At 72.3% G+C, this 14,307-nt stretch carries 12 protein-coding genes; 7 read left to right on the top strand and 5 right to left on the bottom strand.

Translation table 11 applies throughout. The features are described 5' to 3' along the window. The first annotated feature begins 207 nt into the window (after positions 1–207). The 3 genes from ACGFI1_RS21190 (at position 208) to ACGFI1_RS21200 (ending at position 1,797) form a co-directional block, all read left to right on the top strand. Positions 208–1,068 carry a helix-turn-helix domain-containing protein gene (locus ACGFI1_RS21190; RefSeq protein ID WP_138637920.1) on the top strand — a complete coding sequence of 287 codons (861 nt, stop codon included), beginning with the start codon at positions 208–210 and terminating at the stop codon, positions 1,066–1,068. Continuing rightward, positions 959–1,330: a DUF397 domain-containing protein gene (locus ACGFI1_RS21195; protein WP_138637919.1), complete on the top strand. Its 372-nt coding sequence runs from the start codon at positions 959–961 to the stop codon at positions 1,328–1,330. Before ACGFI1_RS21190 ends, ACGFI1_RS21195 begins: the two co-directional genes overlap by 110 nt. 260 nt (positions 1,331–1,590) lie before the next feature. Next, a complete protein-coding gene (locus tag ACGFI1_RS21200) occupies positions 1,591–1,797 on the top strand; it encodes a DUF397 domain-containing protein (RefSeq protein WP_392787226.1) in 207 nt (68 codons plus the stop codon). 94 nt (positions 1,798–1,891) lie between these two features. On the opposite strand, the gene ACGFI1_RS21205 is transcribed toward ACGFI1_RS21200, so the two are convergent. The 3 genes from ACGFI1_RS21205 to glmS all read right to left on the bottom strand — a co-directional run bounded on the left by ACGFI1_RS21205 (position 1,892) and on the right by glmS (position 5,742). Further along, complete coding sequence (locus tag ACGFI1_RS21205) at positions 1,892–2,863, bottom strand: ABC transporter permease (RefSeq protein WP_392787228.1); 972 nt, start codon at positions 2,861–2,863, stop codon at positions 1,892–1,894. Between the two features lie 6 nt (positions 2,864–2,869). Further along, on the bottom strand, positions 2,870–3,826 hold the full coding sequence (locus tag ACGFI1_RS21210; RefSeq protein ID WP_392787230.1) for an ABC transporter ATP-binding protein: 957 nt from the start codon (positions 3,824–3,826) through the stop codon (positions 2,870–2,872). 71 nt (positions 3,827–3,897) lie between these two features. Beyond that, complete coding sequence (gene glmS, locus ACGFI1_RS21215; RefSeq protein WP_138637915.1) at positions 3,898–5,742, bottom strand: glutamine--fructose-6-phosphate transaminase (isomerizing); 1,845 nt, start codon at positions 5,740–5,742, stop codon at positions 3,898–3,900. Between the two features lie 122 nt (positions 5,743–5,864). Here glmS and coaA point away from each other — a divergent pair, with 122 nt between their 5' ends. After that, the gene (gene coaA / locus ACGFI1_RS21220) at positions 5,865–6,806 is read left to right on the top strand and encodes a type I pantothenate kinase (RefSeq protein WP_138637914.1); all 942 of its coding nucleotides are present in this window, start codon (positions 5,865–5,867) and stop codon (positions 6,804–6,806) included. 43 nt (positions 6,807–6,849) lie between these two features. Here the strand turns inward: coaA and ACGFI1_RS21225 are convergent, their stop codons facing one another. Together ACGFI1_RS21225 and ACGFI1_RS21230 are read right to left on the bottom strand one after the other, a co-directional pair. Continuing rightward, positions 6,850–8,214, bottom strand: a complete 1,365-nt coding sequence (locus tag ACGFI1_RS21225) for an alkaline phosphatase PhoX (RefSeq protein ID WP_392787232.1) — start codon at positions 8,212–8,214, stop codon at positions 6,850–6,852. A gap of 130 nt (positions 8,215–8,344) precedes the next feature. Beyond that, on the bottom strand, positions 8,345–8,812 hold the full coding sequence (locus ACGFI1_RS21230) for a MarR family winged helix-turn-helix transcriptional regulator (protein ID WP_386875984.1): 468 nt from the start codon (positions 8,810–8,812) through the stop codon (positions 8,345–8,347). A gap of 51 nt (positions 8,813–8,863) precedes the next feature. Here ACGFI1_RS21230 and ACGFI1_RS21235 point away from each other — a divergent pair, with 51 nt between their 5' ends. The 3 genes from ACGFI1_RS21235 to ACGFI1_RS21245 all read left to right on the top strand — a co-directional run bounded on the left by ACGFI1_RS21235 (position 8,864) and on the right by ACGFI1_RS21245 (position 14,306). Beyond that, positions 8,864–9,775 carry an LLM class flavin-dependent oxidoreductase gene (locus ACGFI1_RS21235; RefSeq protein ID WP_392787236.1) on the top strand — a complete coding sequence of 304 codons (912 nt, stop codon included), beginning with the start codon at positions 8,864–8,866 and terminating at the stop codon, positions 9,773–9,775. A 62-nt stretch (positions 9,776–9,837) separates the two neighbouring features. Continuing rightward, positions 9,838–12,057, top strand: coding sequence for a DUF4132 domain-containing protein (locus ACGFI1_RS21240; protein WP_392787239.1), 2,220 nt, complete (start codon positions 9,838–9,840; stop codon positions 12,055–12,057). Positions 12,058–12,149: 92 nt separating this feature from the next. Beyond that, on the top strand, positions 12,150–14,306 hold the full coding sequence (locus ACGFI1_RS21245) for an MMPL family transporter (RefSeq protein ID WP_392787241.1): 2,157 nt from the start codon (positions 12,150–12,152) through the stop codon (positions 14,304–14,306). Position 14,307: the final 1 nt, after the last annotated feature.

Consider the following 14,307-nt stretch of genomic DNA (forward strand, 5'->3'; position numbering starts at 1 on the left):
TCATACGGACAGGGTGCCACGGAGGGCGCGTCCCAACCCCGCGCACCGGCCATTTGTACCTTGCGCTGCAACTTTCGGTGTCATGTGCGCAAAAGAATCATCGGCCGTAGAATCTCCCCCATCCGCTCCGATGTATTCGCACTGCGGCGTTCAGGTGCGGCAGAATGCGCCCTGATCAGTCCGCCGGGACTGGAGAGGCCCGAGTAGATGAGCACTTCCCGAGGTCCCTCCGTCCGGCAGCGCCGGCTGGCCGCCGAGCTCCGGAGGCTGCGCGAGCGCAGGGGTCTCACCGGGGACGAGGTAGCCGAGCGGCTCGCCTGGTCCACCGCCAAAGTGAGCCGGCTGGAGAACGCGCGGACCGGCGCGAAGATCGGCGACGTGCGGCGGCTGCTGGAGCTGTACGAGATCGACGGCCCCCGGCATGCCGACCTCATCTCGCTGGCGCACGACGCGGCGCAGCGCGGCTGGTGGGAGGAGTACCGCGACCTGCCGAGCTCGCTCGCGGATTTCATCGCCCTGGAGTCCGAGGCCACCGCGGCCAAGGAATGGGGCAGCACCGTCTTTCCCGGCCTGCTGCAGACCGAGGACTACGCGCGGCACGTCATCGGCGGCTGGAGCGACCTCGCCACGCTGCCGCCGCAGGAACTGGAACGCCGGGTGGACGTGCGAATGCGGCGCCGCGCGCTGCTGGACGGCCCGCATCCGCTGGAACTCTCGGTGGTGCTGGACGAGTCGGTTCTGCAGCGCCTGATCGGCGACCGGAAGGTCATGCGCGAGCAACTCGAACATCTGTGCCGGATGACCGAGTCGCCGAACGTGACCGTGCAGATCCTGCCCTTGGGTATCGCACACTCGGTGTTGGCTGAATCGTTTATCCTTCTGGAATTCTCACCGGTGCATGACATCGTTTTCCCTGATATCGTGCACGTGGAATCCCTGACAATCAGCCACTTTGCGGATGAGGCTGTTACCTATATGTACAGGCTCGCCTATTCAAGCCTGGCGGGCCAGGCGCTGGACGCCGACGAATCCCGGCGGCGCATCGCCGCGGCCAAAGACGCCTGGTGACGGGTCCGCTAAGGGGCTCAATCCTTGTGAAAGGCACCGAGTGTCCCCTTTCGCCACTCCTGCTCCGCAATGGAGGAGAAGCGCCCACTGCGGGGCGAGCAACACGTGCGTCGAGATCGCCGCACTGGCCGGTTCGTCCCATTCCATCGGGGCGCGCGACGCCAAGCACGGTACGCAGAGCCCGGTCCTGTCATTCTCGTCCGGAGAGTGGCAGGACTTCCTCGAACGAGCCAAGAAGGGCGAATTCGATCTGGGCCGATGAGGCGGCGCTGAGCCGCCGCTGAGGCCCGCTTCCGCCGCCTCACGAGGGCCGGCGGAGGGCCATGCCGCACGGGCCGGGTCCACGCTAGACCCGGCCTGTCGCCACCCCACCCGAAACTCTGGTCCTACCTCGCCGCGCCGGTCACACGGGTACCGCGCCACCCGTCCGTGATCAGGCGTTTTTTGCGATCTTGTTACCGTGTGCTTGATGTACCGGGAGCGCGGCCGCGAACAATGCAACTTTCGATGCAGGGAGCCGGAATGAGTTTCCGTGGGACACCCCCCGCCCAGTGGAGGAGAAGCACCCGATGCGGCGCCAGCAACGGCTGCGTCGAGGTCGCCCGTCTTGACGGCGAGGCGATATCCGTGCGCGACACCGAGGACACCGTGACGCTCCTCAGGTTCGGCCCCGGTGAATGGCGCAGGTTCACCGAGGACGTCCGGGACGGCCGCTACGACCGCCCCTGAAAGAAACTCTGCAACTTGCATCTCCGCTGAGAATTCCAACCGGCCGGAGAATTTCATTTCACGTTTGGCGAGATGATCGGGCGAGTGGCATTCGTCACGCCACTCGGACGCCCCTCGGCACGCGGAAAAGGGGCGTCCGCAGCCGGGCGGTGGTCAGGGCGACGGCGCCCGCCGCGAGCGCGAGGTCGAAGGCCAGCCCCCACGGCCACACCGCCGCCTCGGCGTCCGGGTCGTGCCGGTGGGGGCCCTTGCCCTTGCGGGTGTCGCGCACGCTGCGGCTCAGCTCGCCCAGCGGGTCGGCCGACGGCGGCCGGCTGAACACCTGGTCGCCCACGACGATCCTGCGCTCGGGCAGCCGCGGCGCCGCGTCGGCGAGCACGACGACCGGGTTCGGGGACAGCAGCCACCAGACGCGCTCGCTGTGCTCGACGGTGTAGCCGTCGTGCGGGGTTGTCCGGTGCTCGCCGGTGAACTGGAGGGCGATCGAGTACAGCAGCGGCGTCCCGGCGAGGAGCACGAACACCGTGATGTAGGACATCAGCACCGAGGTGATGCTGCGCGCGAGGACCGCCGACCACGCCTGGCTGATCGCGCAGACCACGCCGATGAGCAGGGCCGTCACGCTGAGGACGGCCTGCGCCCGCAGCGGGCTGATCACCCCTTCGGCGACCGGGAGCAGCAGGACCGGCAGCGTGAGCAGGAGGGCGGCCAGGCCCGTCCCCCACGCGGCGGCGAGCTTGCCGAGCGCGATCTCGCCGGGCGTGAGCCGGGTGACCTGGAGGGTGGCGAGCGTCCCGCGCTCCCGGTCGCCGTTGATCGACTGGCCGCTGAGCGCGGGCGTGACCAGCAGCGTCAGCACCAGCACCCCGAGCAGGACCCCGCCGAACATCGGGATCCCGGGCCGGTCATCGGCCGAGCCCCCGCCGGCCTCCAGCGCCAGCCGGAACAGCAGGCCGAGCCCGTTGACGGTCAGGAACCAGGCCGCGAGCAGCGCCTTCCACCGGCCCGTCCGCAGCCGGGTCCTGATCTCCTGCCGTGCCACCAGGCCGATTCCGCGCGCGGTCATCGCCGGTCACCTCCGGGTCTCGGTCATCGCCAGGTAGGCCGATTCGAGCGCGCCGCCCGCGGGGGCGAGCCCGCAGACGGGCACCCCGGCCTTGACCAGCTCGGCCAGCAGCGCCGCCGCCTCGGCCTCGGTGAGCGGGCCGACCTCGGCGCCGCCCGGCAGTTCGGTGGTCCGCAGCGCCGGCAGCCCGCCGGGCCGGTCGGCCAGGGCCGCGGCCAGCGGTCCGGGGTCGAGCGAGCGGACGCGCCACCGGACGCGCGACGACGTGCCGGCGAGCTCCGCCATCGTGTGCTCGCCGACCGTCCGGCCGTGGTCGACCAGGACGACCCGGTCGGCGATCTCCTCCAGCTCGCCGAGGATGTGGCTGGACACCAGCACCGCGACGCCCTCCGCCGCCAGGGAGCGCAGCAGGTCGCGCAGTTCGACGCGCGAGCGCGGGTCGAGGCCGGAGGCGGGCTCGTCCAGCAGCAGGACGCGCGGGCGGTGCACGAGGGCGCGCGCCATCCCGAGCCGCTGCTTCTGCCCGCGCGACAGCGCGTGCACCGGCCGCCCGACATGGTCGTCCAAGCGGACGAGGGTGAGCAGCGCCTTGACCCGGCGCTGCCGCTCCGCCTTCGGCAGCCCGTAGGCGTCCGCGAAGAACGCCAGGTACTCGTCCACCGTGAGCTGGTCGTACACGCCGAAGACGTCGGGCATCCAGCCGAGCGCGTCGCGTGCCCGCGCGGGGTGGGTCAGCGCGTCGTGCCCCGCGATCCGCACCGTGCCCGCGTCGGGCGCGAGGAGCGTCGCGAGGATCAGCAGCAGGGTCGTCTTGCCCGCGCCGTTCGCGCCGACGAGCGCCGTGACCTGCCCGTACGGGACGGTGATGTCGAGGCCGCGGAGCGCCTCCACCGGCCCGAACCGCCGTGTGACACCGTGCGCCTCGACGCCAAGGGCGCCACCGAGGCCGCCGTCTTCCGCCACCCGCCACCTCCGCCGCCGGGCCGGTCCGATCTCGCTTGGACGCGGCCCGGAATCAGCGGGTTCCGGCGGGTCTACTCCACCGTGACGGACTTGGCGAGGTTGCGCGGCTGGTCGACGTCGTGGCCCTTGGCGGTGGCCAGCTCGCAGGCGAAGACCTGCAGCGGCACGGTCGTGACCAGCGGCTGCAGCAGCGTCGGGACGGCCGGGACGCGGATCAGCGTGTCCGCGTACGGCTCCACCGACTCGTCGCCCTCCTCCGCGATGACGATCGTCCGGGCGCCCCGGGCGCGGATCTCCTGGATGTTCGACACGATCTTGTCGTGCAGCACGTCCCGCGCGCGCGGCGGCACCACGACCACCACCGGCAGGTTCTCCTCGATCAGCGCGATCGGGCCGTGCTTCAGCTCGCCGGCGGCGAAGCCCTCGGCGTGCATGTAGGCGAGTTCCTTCAGCTTCAGCGCGCCCTCCAGGGCGACGGGGAAACCGACGTGGCGGCCGAGGAACAGCACGCAGTGCTCGCCCGACAGCGACCGGGCCAGCTCGCGGACCGGCTCCATGGTCTCCAGGACCTTGTCGACCTTCTCCGGCATCCGCTCCAGGAGCTGCACCATGGCGAACACCTCGTCGCCCCACTTGGTGCCCCGCACCTGCGCGAGGTACAGCGCGATGAGGTAGACGGCGACGAGCTGGGTCAGGAACGCCTTGGTGGACGCGACCGCGACCTCCGGCCCGGCGTGCGTGTAGAGGACGCCGTCGCACTCGCGCGGCAGCGTCGAGCCGTTGACGTTGCAGATGCCGAGCAGCTTGGCCTTCTGCTCGCGGGCGTGCCGGACGGCCATCAGCGCGTCCATCGTCTCGCCCGACTGGGAGATCGCGATGACCAGCGTGGACGGCGACAGGATCGGGTCCCGGTAGCGGAACTCGCTGGCCAGCTCCACCTCGCAGGGCAGCCCGGCCCAGTGCTCGATGGCGTACTTGGCGATCAGGCCCGCGTGGTAGGACGTCCCGCACGCGACGATGATGATCTTGTCGACCTCGCGCAGCTCCTGGTCGGAGATGCGCATCTCGTCCAGGTGCAGCCGCCCGTCGGAGCCGATCCGGCCGAGCAGCGTGTCGGCGACGGCGCGCGGCTGCTCGGCGATCTCCTTGAGCATGAAGTAGTCGTAGCCGCCTTTTTCCGCGGCCGACACGTCCCAGTCGACGTGGTACTCCTTGATCTCGGCGGGACGGCCCTCGAAGTCGGTGACGGTGACCCCGTCGGCGCGCAGCTCGACGATCTGGTCCTGGCCCAGCTCGATCGCGTCGCGGGTGTGCGCGATGAACGCCGCGACGTCGCTGGCGAGGAAGTTCTCCCCGTCGCCGACGCCGACGACGAGCGGCGAGTTGCGGCGCGCCCCGACGACCAGGTCCGGGTTGCCGGTGTGCACGGCGACCAGCGTGAACGCGCCCTCCAGCCGGCCGCAGACGCGGCGCATGGCGTCGGCGAGGCCGCCGCCGGACTTCAGCTCGTCCTCCAGCAGGTGCGCGACGGCCTCGGTGTCGGTGTCGGACGCCAGGCCGTGCCCGGCCTCCTCCAACTCGGCGCGCAGCGCGGCGAAGTTCTCGATGATCCCGTTGTGGATGACCGCGACGGAGCCGGTGCAGTCCACGTGCGGGTGGGCGTTCCGGTCGTTCGGCGGCCCGTGGGTCGCCCACCGGGTGTGCCCCATGCCCAGCGTCCCCGAGGGCGGCGGCTCCTCCTCCAGGGCGGCCCGGAGGTTCCCGAGCTTGCCCGCCCGCTTCGCCGTCGCCAGCTTCCCGTCGGCCAGCACGGCCACCCCGGCCGAGTCGTAGCCGCGGTACTCCAGCCGAGCCAGGCCCTCGACGACGACGTCGAGCGCCGGCCGGCCCCCTACGTACCCCACGATTCCGCACATGGCGGCAACTCTATTCGGTGTCCTGCCAGGGACCTACCCGCGGACGGCCCGGGCCGCTCCGCTAACGTGAACCGCCGGTGAAAACCCGGTGACCGGCTGACCAGCCCGGTTAATGTTCAGCCATGACGAGCGGATGGGACAGCGTGCCGAGCCCCTACGTGGAACTCTCCCGCGGCGCCTGGCGGGGCCTGCGCGAGAGCACCCCGCTGCCGCTCACGCCCGGTGAGCTGGACGCCCTGCGCGGCCTGAAGGACCCGATCGACATCACCGAGGTCGAGGAGGTCTACCTGCCGCTGTCCCGGCTGCTCAACCTGTTCTTCCTCGGCGACTGGCGGCTCCGCGACACCGTCAGCGGGTTCCTCGGCGGCGAGGTGCCGCCGACCCCGTTCATCATCGGCGTGGCGGGCAGCGTCGCGGTGGGCAAGTCGACGACGTCCCGGCTGCTGCGCACGCTGCTGGCCCGCTGGCCGGAGCACCCGACGGTGGAGCTGGTGACGACCGACAGCTTCCTGCACCCGAACGCCGTGCTGTCCGAGCGCGGGATCATGGACCGCAAGGGGTTCCCCGAGTCCTACGACCGGCGGGCGCTCGTCCGGTTCGTCTCGGAGATCAAGGCGGGCGCGGCCGAAGTGACGATCCCGGTGTACTCGCACCTGGAGTACGACATCGTGCCGGACGCGGCGCAGACCGTCCGGCGGCCCGACATCCTGATCGTCGAGGGGCTGAACGTGCTCCAGCCGGCGCCGCCCGGCACCCTCGGCGTGTCCGACTTCTTCGACTTCTCCATCTATGTGGACGCGCGGGTCGAGGACATCCGGCAGTGGTACATCGACCGGCTGTTCGCGCTGCGCCGCACCGCCTTCACCGACCCGCGCTCCTACTTCCACAAGTACGCGCACGAACTGGACGAGGACGAGACCGCCGCGTTCGCGCAGCGCGTGTGGCGGGACGTCAACGAGATCAACCTCGTCTCCAACATCCTGCCGACACGCGCGCGCGCCACGCTCGTCCTGCACAAGGACCGCGACCACGCCGTCCAGCGCGTCCGCCTGCGCCGCATCTGAGCGGCCCTATCCCGGCCCCTATCCGGCCCTATCCGGCCCGCCGCTAGCGCCAGGGGCCGGTGACGGCGAACGTCGTGCCCGGCGTGTAGACGTTGACGAACATCGTCCGCCCGTCCGGGGAGAAGGTGACCCCGGCGAACTCGCCCCACTCGGGCTCGTCCTCGGTGCCGATGTTCTGCCGGTTCCGGGCCATCGCGTAGACCTTCCGGCGGCGGGACACGCCGAACACGTGCTGCGCGCCGTTGCCGTCCTCGCACACCATCAGCCCACCCTGCGGCGCCAGGCAGATGTTGTCGGGCGACTCGCCGGGCTTCTGCACGTCGGTGCCGGGCCCGAACACGATCACCAGGGTGAGCCGCCGGTGGCGCGGCTCGTACGACCACACCTGCCCGAAGTGGTCGGCGCGCGACCCGTCCGCCGTCTTGGCGAAGCTCGACACGAAATAGACGCGGTCGCCGCCCCAGTAGCAGCCCTCCAGCTTCTGCGCGTGGGTGATGCCGCCGGGCCCGAAGTCCTGGAACCGGATCGGCGTCTCCTTCGCCAGCGGGTCGGGGACCTTCTTCCACTCGACGTGCTCGAACACGGTGCCGGGCTCCTGCACGACCGACAGGTCCGGGACGTCGGGGACGTGCAGCGCCTCCAGCCGTCCACCGGCCCGCAGGCTGCCGAAACCGCCGCGCGCCTCCTTCGGGAGGAACCGGTAGAACAGCCCGAACGGCTTCTCGAACGCGTCCTCGGTCTCGTAGACGGTGCCGTCGCGCGGGTCGACGGCGATGGCCTCGTGCTGGAACCGCCCCATCGCGGTCAGCGGCTCCGGAACGGTCCTGCCCTGCCGGTACGGGTCGACCTCGAAGATGAACCCGTGGTCCTTGGTGTAGCCGTTGGTGCCGGCCTTGTCCTCGGTCTCCTCGCAGGTCAGCCAGGTGTGCCACGGGGTCGGGCCGCCCGCGCAGTTGACGGCCGTCCCGGCGATGGCGACGCGCTCGGTGCGCACCCGCCCGGCGCCGTCGACCTCCAGCGCGGTGCAGCCGCCGAGGCCCTCGGGGTCGTAGGTGACGCCCTCGACCGGCGGCACCCGGTGCTCGGCGTCCGGTCGGTTCTCGTGGTTGCGGACGAGCCACGTCCGGCCGCGTCCGGGGAAGGCGGCCATGCCGTCGCAGTGGCTCGGCACCGCGCCCTCGCCCGAGCGCAGCGGCTCGCCCTCCCGCGACAGGACGGTGTACCGGAACCCGCGCGGCAGGTCGAGCAGGCCCTTCGGATCGGGCACGAGCGGCCCGTAGCCGTCGTGGCGGCCGACCGGCGCGGCGGCGGCGCTCCCGGCGAACAGCTGCTCCACGGCGCCGGTGAAGGCGATCCCCGCCCCCACCGCGCCCGTCCCCGCCAGGAGCCGGCGGCGCGTGACTGACATGGGTGCACACTCCCTGGTCTGGAACGATCAAAACCCTCCAGCCCGTTGTAACACGCGTCACACCGGCCGGATATGGCACACCTCGACAGGGCGTGTCAGGCACGGCGCCGCCGCCGGGGCCGGGCACCGTTCAGCGGGGCTCGATCTCCGCCAAGTGGGCGACGACCGTTTCGCTGAGGGTGGCGAACGCCGCGACCTGCTCGGGGGTCAGCAGGTCGATGAAGTGGCGCCGCACCGACTCGACGTGGTGGGGGGCGGCCTCCTCGATCGTCCGGCGGCCCTCGCCGGTCAGCACGATGACGGCGGCGCGGCCGTCCTCGGGGCTGGTGTGCCGGGTCACGAGGCCGCGCTGCTGCATCCGGGTCACATGGTGCGACAGGCGGCTCGGCGACCAGCGCATGTGCGCGGCGAGCTCGGTGAGCCGCAGCCGGGCGCCGGGGGTCTCCGAGAGGTTCGACAGCACGTCGTAGTCGGCCTCCGACAGGCCCGAGTCGGCGGCGAGGTCCCGGGCGACCTGCTGGTCGAGCAGCAGGGACAGGCGCCGGTAGCCGCGCCACGCGCGGTCCTCGGCGGGGGTGAGCCAGCGGGGTTCGTCCATGGCCGCCAGCTTAGTTGACATGTCACATACATCGCGACTAACTTCCTTGACATGTCAAATAGATCGTCGGCACCGGCCCCTTCCGCCGCGTCCTCCCTGCACTACGGCCTGAACATCTCGACCTCGGCGGAGCCGGGTAGCGACCCCGTCGCCGACGCCCGCCGGGCCGAGGAACTCGGCTTCGACTTCGTGTCCGCCTCGGACCACCCGTGCACCGAGCACCCGACCATGGAGACCTGGACGATGCTGTCGTGGATCGCGGCGGCGACGTCCACGATCGGCGTCGCGACCCGCGTCCTCGGCGTCCCGTACCGCAACCCCGCGCTGGTCGCGAAGATGGCCGAGACCTTCGACCGCCTCTCCGGCGGACGGCTCGTCCTCGGGCTGGGCGGCGGCTACTCCGACGAGGAGTTCCGGGCGTTCGGCATGCCCGTCCCCACCGCCCGCGACAAGGTCGACGGCCTGGCCGAGGCCGTCCGCATCACCCGCGGGCTGTGGTCGGAGCGGGCGTTCACCTTCCACGGCCGCCTGCACCGGACCACCGAGGCGCATCTGGAGCCCAAGCCCGAACGGCGCATCCCGATCTGGCTCGGCACGTTCGGCCCGCGCGCGCTCGACCTGACCGGGCGGGTGGCGGACGGGTGGATCCCGTCCCTCGGCTTCGCCCCGCCCGAACAGGCCAGGGCCATGCGCGCACGCGTCCTCGCCGCCGCGGCGGACGCCGGGCGCGACCCCGCGGAGATCACCTGCGCCTACAACGTCGGCGTCCGGATCGACGCGCGGGCCGGAGACGACCCGGGCATGGTCGGCGGCCCGCCCGGCCACGTCGTCGAGACGCTCCTCGGGTTCATCGAGATGGGCTTCACCACCCTCAACTTCATGCCCACCGGCCCCGGCCAGGACGAACAGGTCGAGCGGCTGGCCCGAGAGGTCCTGCCCGAACTGCGCAAAGCGGCCGGCTGAGCGCGGCACGCCGTCGCGGACTGGTGATCGGAAATGTCCGTCGTCGCCACGATCATTGAGCGATGACCGACACTCCCCGCGTCGAGGACGCCGCCGAGAGCGACCTCCCCCGCCTGCTCGTCGAACCGCCGTGGACCCGCCGGACGCCCCGGAGCACGGAGCCGGTCGTCCTCAAGGGCCTGAAGCGCCCCAAGACCCCGGCCGCCGAGTCGTGGCCGCCCGGGGTGCGCGATGAGTGGCTGAAGGCGGCGGACGGCTTCCAGCGGGCCTACGAGCCGCTCCCGGCGGACACCGACTGGGCCGCGGTGGCCGAGCACTACCGCAGCGGCGCCGCGCTGGAGGACCCGCGCGGCGGGGACCGCGCCCGCCGGTACTACCGGCTGGTCATGGACGGTCCCGGCGACCTCGCCGACGAACTCCTCGCCGACGTGCGCTACCACGGCGACTGGGCCGGCTGGGTGTACCGGGTCCCGCTCCGGCACTTCGCCGCCCGGCGCGGCCTCACCGCCCACCCGCTGATCCTGCACGCCGCCAAGGCCCACCTGTCGTGCGCGGAGGCGCTCGTCCCGTTCGTGGACGACGCCACCGCGCAACTGATGATCAACGCGCTCGGCCAGTTCGACGAGGCGGCGCGGCTCTGGTTCGGCTGGCACGGCCCGGCCGCGGCCCCGTTCGTCGTCCCGGAGGCGCTGCGCAAACCCGGGCCCAAGCGCACGAAGGCCGAGCAGGGCCTCGCGCTGATCGCCCGGGAGCACGGCGCCGACTGCCTCACGGAGGCGGCGCGGACGTACGGCGAGGAGGCCGCCGCCGCGATCGCGGCGCTGGGCGTCGATCCGCTCGACCAGTACCCCGGCGAGCTGCCGGAATGGGACGAGGAGCGGGTCCGCGAGCAGCTCCCCCGGCTGCTGCTGCGCGGCCGGGAGCGGGCCCTGCCGGTGGCGGCCGCCCGGCACTTCGTGACCATGCTGCTGATCTCCACGCCGAAGGACCCGTACCCGGGCTGCGAGCAGGTCATCGAGCTCTGCGACCCCGCGTCCCTCGCCGAGTTCGCCTGGGCGCTCCACGAGAACCAGCGCGGCGGCGGGCTGTGGGCCGCGCCGGGCGTCCAGTACGCGCTGCGGCGGCTCGGCGACGCCGGGACCGCCGCGCGGCTGGCCGCCCGGATGGCCCGCTGGGACAACTACTACACCTGGACGTTCAAGGGCCTCTCGGCGCTCGACGTGCTCATGGAGATCGACGCGCCCGCCGACGAAAAGCTCCGCCACCTGGACCGCATCGCCCGCCGAGGCGCCGACGCCAAGCACCTGCGGCCCCGGGCGCAGGGCCGGCTGAACGCCGCCGCCCGCGAGCGCAAGCTGTCGCCCGAGCAGCTCGCGGACCGGCTCGTCCCCGACCTCGGCCTGGACGCCGACGGCTCGCTCGTCCTCGACTACGGGCGGCGCCGGTTCCGCGTCGGGTTCGACGAGCAGCTCAAGCCCTTCGTGACCGACGAGGACGGCAAGCCGCGCAAGACGCTCCCGAAGCCGGGCGCCAAGGACGACGAGACGCTCGCGCCGGCCGCCTACGCGCGGTTCTCCGAGCTGAAGAAGGAGGCCCGCGCCACCGCCGCCGACCAGATCAGGCGGCTGGAGGCGGCGATGTCGGCCGGACGGTCCTGGTCGCCCGAGGAGTTCGGCTCCCTCCTCGCCGGGCACCCGCTGATGCGGCACATCGTCTGGCGGCTGGTGTGGTCGGCGGGCGGGACCGCCTTCCGGGTCGCGGAGGACGGCACGCTCGCCGACGTCCACGACGACGCGTTCGACCCGGCACCGGACGCCCGCGTGACGCTCCCGCATCCCGTCCTGCTCGGGGAGAAGACCGTCGCGGCGTGGGCGGAGGTCTTCGCCGACTACGAGATCCTGCAGCCGTTCCCGCAGCTCGGACGGCCCGTCCACACCCTTGTGGACGACGAGCGCACCTCAAGCCGCCTCACCCGCTTCGAGGGCGCCACCGCCCATTTCGGCAGGTTCATCGACATGACGTCCCGCGGCTGGAAGCTGGGCGAGAAGGAGACCGGCGGGTTCCGCCGCCAGGTGAACCTCATGACGCCCGTAGGCCCGCACGTCATGGTCGCGTTCGAGCCGGGCATCCGGGTCATCTCCCCAGAGGAGTTCGCCGAGCAGACGATCGAGCGGGTCATGCTCATGACGGGCCCCTACTCCGGCGAGCAGCTCGCATTCGGTGAACTCGACCCGGTCACGATCTCGGAGACGCTCGCCGAACTGACGCGCCTCACCGGCTGACCGGCCGGCCCTTCCGTCCACCGATCGGTGGACGGAAGGTTCAACCGGTCGAGGCTCATGCGGGCAAGGGCTCCGCGACCAGGCTTTTCCGCATGACGAATTTCCCTGTGCGCATGGCCCGGTGGAGCGCCGGGCACCCCTGGCGCGGCATCGCGGCCTGGTTCCTGTTCGTGGCGCTGTGCCTCGGCGTCGGAGCCTCGGTCGGCGGGCACGCCGCGACGACCGAGGACTTCTGGATCGGCGAGGCCGGACGGGCCGAGGCCCTGGCCACCGAGGGCGGGCTCCAGCAGCGGCCCGTCGAGCACGTCCTGATCACCGGCCGGGGGCCGGCGGCCGACGCGGCGGCGCAGGACGCCGCCGCGCGGATGAGGGCGCTCCCCGAGGTCGCGTCGGTGTCGGCGCCGGTGCGCTCGGCCGACGGGACGGCGGTCCGGGTCGACGTGGCCCTGAAGGGCCCCGAACTCGAAGGCAAGGACCACGTCGACCCGCTGCTCGCGCAGACGGCGGCGGTGCGGGCCGCCCATCCCGGAGTGAAGGTGGAGGAGACCGGCGGCCCGTCCATCAGCAAGGGCGTCGGCGAGCTGCGCAGCGACGACCTCGCCCGCACCGAGGTGATCGCCGTGCCGATCACGCTGGTCACGCTGCTGGCGGTGTTCGGCTCCTTCGCGGTCGCCGTCGTGCCGGTGGTGCTCGCGCTGTCCTCGATCGCGGCGGCGATCGGCCTGTCGATGCTCGCCTCGCACGCGTTCCCGGACGCCGGGATCGGCGCGAGCATCATCCTGCTGATCGGCATGGCCGTCGGCGTCGACTACACGCTGTTCTACCTGAAGCGGGAGCGGGAGGAGCGGGCGCGCTCAGGCGGCCGGCTCGACGCGCGGGCGACGGTGGAACTCGCCGCCGCCACGTCGGGGCGCGCCGTGGTGGTGTCGGGGCTGGCGGTCGCCGTGTCCAGCGCGACGCTGTACCTGGCGGACGACGTCATCTTCTCCTCCATCGCGACCGCCGCGATCGTGGTCACGCTGGTCGCGGTGGTCAGCTCGCTGACCGTCCTGCCCGCCGTGCTGGCGAAGCTCGGCGCCTGGGCGGAGCGGCGGGCGGTCCGGCGCGGCCGTACGCCGAAGGCGCCGAAGATCGGCACCGGCCGGATCACCAGGGCGATGCTGCGCCCCACGGGCCGACACCCCGCCGCGACGCTGGCCGTGTCGGCGCTGGCGATGCTCGCGCTGGCCGCGCCGCTGCTGACCCTCGACCTGACCGACATGGGCCGCGACAGCCATCCCCGCGAGATCGCCGCGATGCGCGTGTACGACCGGCTGAACGCGGCCTTCCCCGAACTGAAGGCCACCCACCAGATCGTCGTGAAGGCCGGCGCGGGGCACACCGGCGAGGCGCGGGCGGCCCTGGCCGACCTGGCGCGGCGCGCCGAGCGCGACCCGCTGCTCGCCGGGACGTCCGAGCTGCGCACCTCGCCGGACGGGCGGATCAGCGTCCTCGAACTCCCGGTGCCCCACCACGCCAGCAGCCCCGAGGCGCAGCGGTCCCTGGACCGGGTGCGGGACGAGTACGTCCCGGCGACGACCGGGCGCCTGGACGCCGAGACCGCCGTGACCGGCGACGTCGCCCGCTACGCCGACTACCCCGAGCACCAGGAGCGCAAGCTGCCGATCATCATCGGCGCCCTGCTGCTGGTCACGTTCGCGATGACGGTGTGGGCGTTCCGCTCGGTCGTCCTCGGCCTGGTCGGCGTCCTGCTGAACCTGCTGTCGGCGGGGGCGGCGCTCGGCCTGCTGACCGCCGTGTTCCAGGGCACGTGGGCGGAGGGACTGCTCGGCTTCACCTCCACCGGCTCGATCGGCTCCCGCGTCCCGCTGCTGCTGCTCGTGATCCTGTTCGGCCTGTCGATGGACTACCAGGTCTTCGTGATCAGCCGGATCCGGGAGGCGGTGCTGCGCGGCGTCCCGACCCGGCAGGCCGTGCTGGACGGGATCGGCGGCTCGGCGAGCGTCGTGACCAGCGCCGCGTTCGTGATGGTGACGGTGTTCGCCAGCTTCGTCCCGCTGCACATCATGGAGATGAAGCAGATGGGCTTCGCGCTCGCGGTGGCCGTCCTGCTGGACGCCGCCGTCATCCGCATCATGGTGCTGCCCGCGCTGATGCTGCTGCTCGGCGACCGCTGCTGGTGGCCCGCGCGGAGCGTGCGGCGGGCCCGGGACGGCGGCGCCGAGAAGATCCCGCAGGCCATAGGCTGAC

This window comes from Actinomadura geliboluensis (assembly GCF_043197915.1).
Taxonomy (GTDB): Bacteria; Actinomycetota; Actinomycetes; order Streptosporangiales; family Streptosporangiaceae; genus Spirillospora; species Spirillospora geliboluensis.

What these genes read in the sequence shown, in the direction of transcription:
- ACGFI1_RS21190 (WP_138637920.1), top strand. Translation starts at nt 208, where the DNA reads ATGAGCACTTCCCGAGGTCCCTCCGTCCGGCAGCGCCGGCTGGCCGCC.
- ACGFI1_RS21195 (WP_138637919.1), top strand. Translation starts at nt 959, where the DNA reads ATGAGGCTGTTACCTATATGTACAGGCTCGCCTATTCAAGCCTGGCGG.
- ACGFI1_RS21200 (WP_392787226.1), top strand. Translation starts at nt 1,591, where the DNA reads ATGAGTTTCCGTGGGACACCCCCCGCCCAGTGGAGGAGAAGCACCCGA.
- ACGFI1_RS21205 (WP_392787228.1), bottom strand. Translation starts at nt 2,863, where the DNA reads ATGACCGCGCGCGGAATCGGCCTGGTGGCACGGCAGGAGATCAGGACC.
- glmS (WP_138637915.1), bottom strand. Translation starts at nt 5,742, where the DNA reads ATGTGCGGAATCGTGGGGTACGTAGGGGGCCGGCCGGCGCTCGACGTC.
- coaA (WP_138637914.1), top strand. Translation starts at nt 5,865, where the DNA reads ATGACGAGCGGATGGGACAGCGTGCCGAGCCCCTACGTGGAACTCTCC.
- ACGFI1_RS21225 (WP_392787232.1), bottom strand. Translation starts at nt 8,214, where the DNA reads ATGTCAGTCACGCGCCGCCGGCTCCTGGCGGGGACGGGCGCGGTGGGG.
- ACGFI1_RS21230 (WP_386875984.1), bottom strand. Translation starts at nt 8,812, where the DNA reads ATGGACGAACCCCGCTGGCTCACCCCCGCCGAGGACCGCGCGTGGCGC.
- ACGFI1_RS21235 (WP_392787236.1), top strand. Translation starts at nt 8,864, where the DNA reads ATGTCAAATAGATCGTCGGCACCGGCCCCTTCCGCCGCGTCCTCCCTG.
- ACGFI1_RS21240 (WP_392787239.1), top strand. Translation starts at nt 9,838, where the DNA reads ATGACCGACACTCCCCGCGTCGAGGACGCCGCCGAGAGCGACCTCCCC.
- ACGFI1_RS21245 (WP_392787241.1), top strand. Translation starts at nt 12,150, where the DNA reads ATGACGAATTTCCCTGTGCGCATGGCCCGGTGGAGCGCCGGGCACCCC.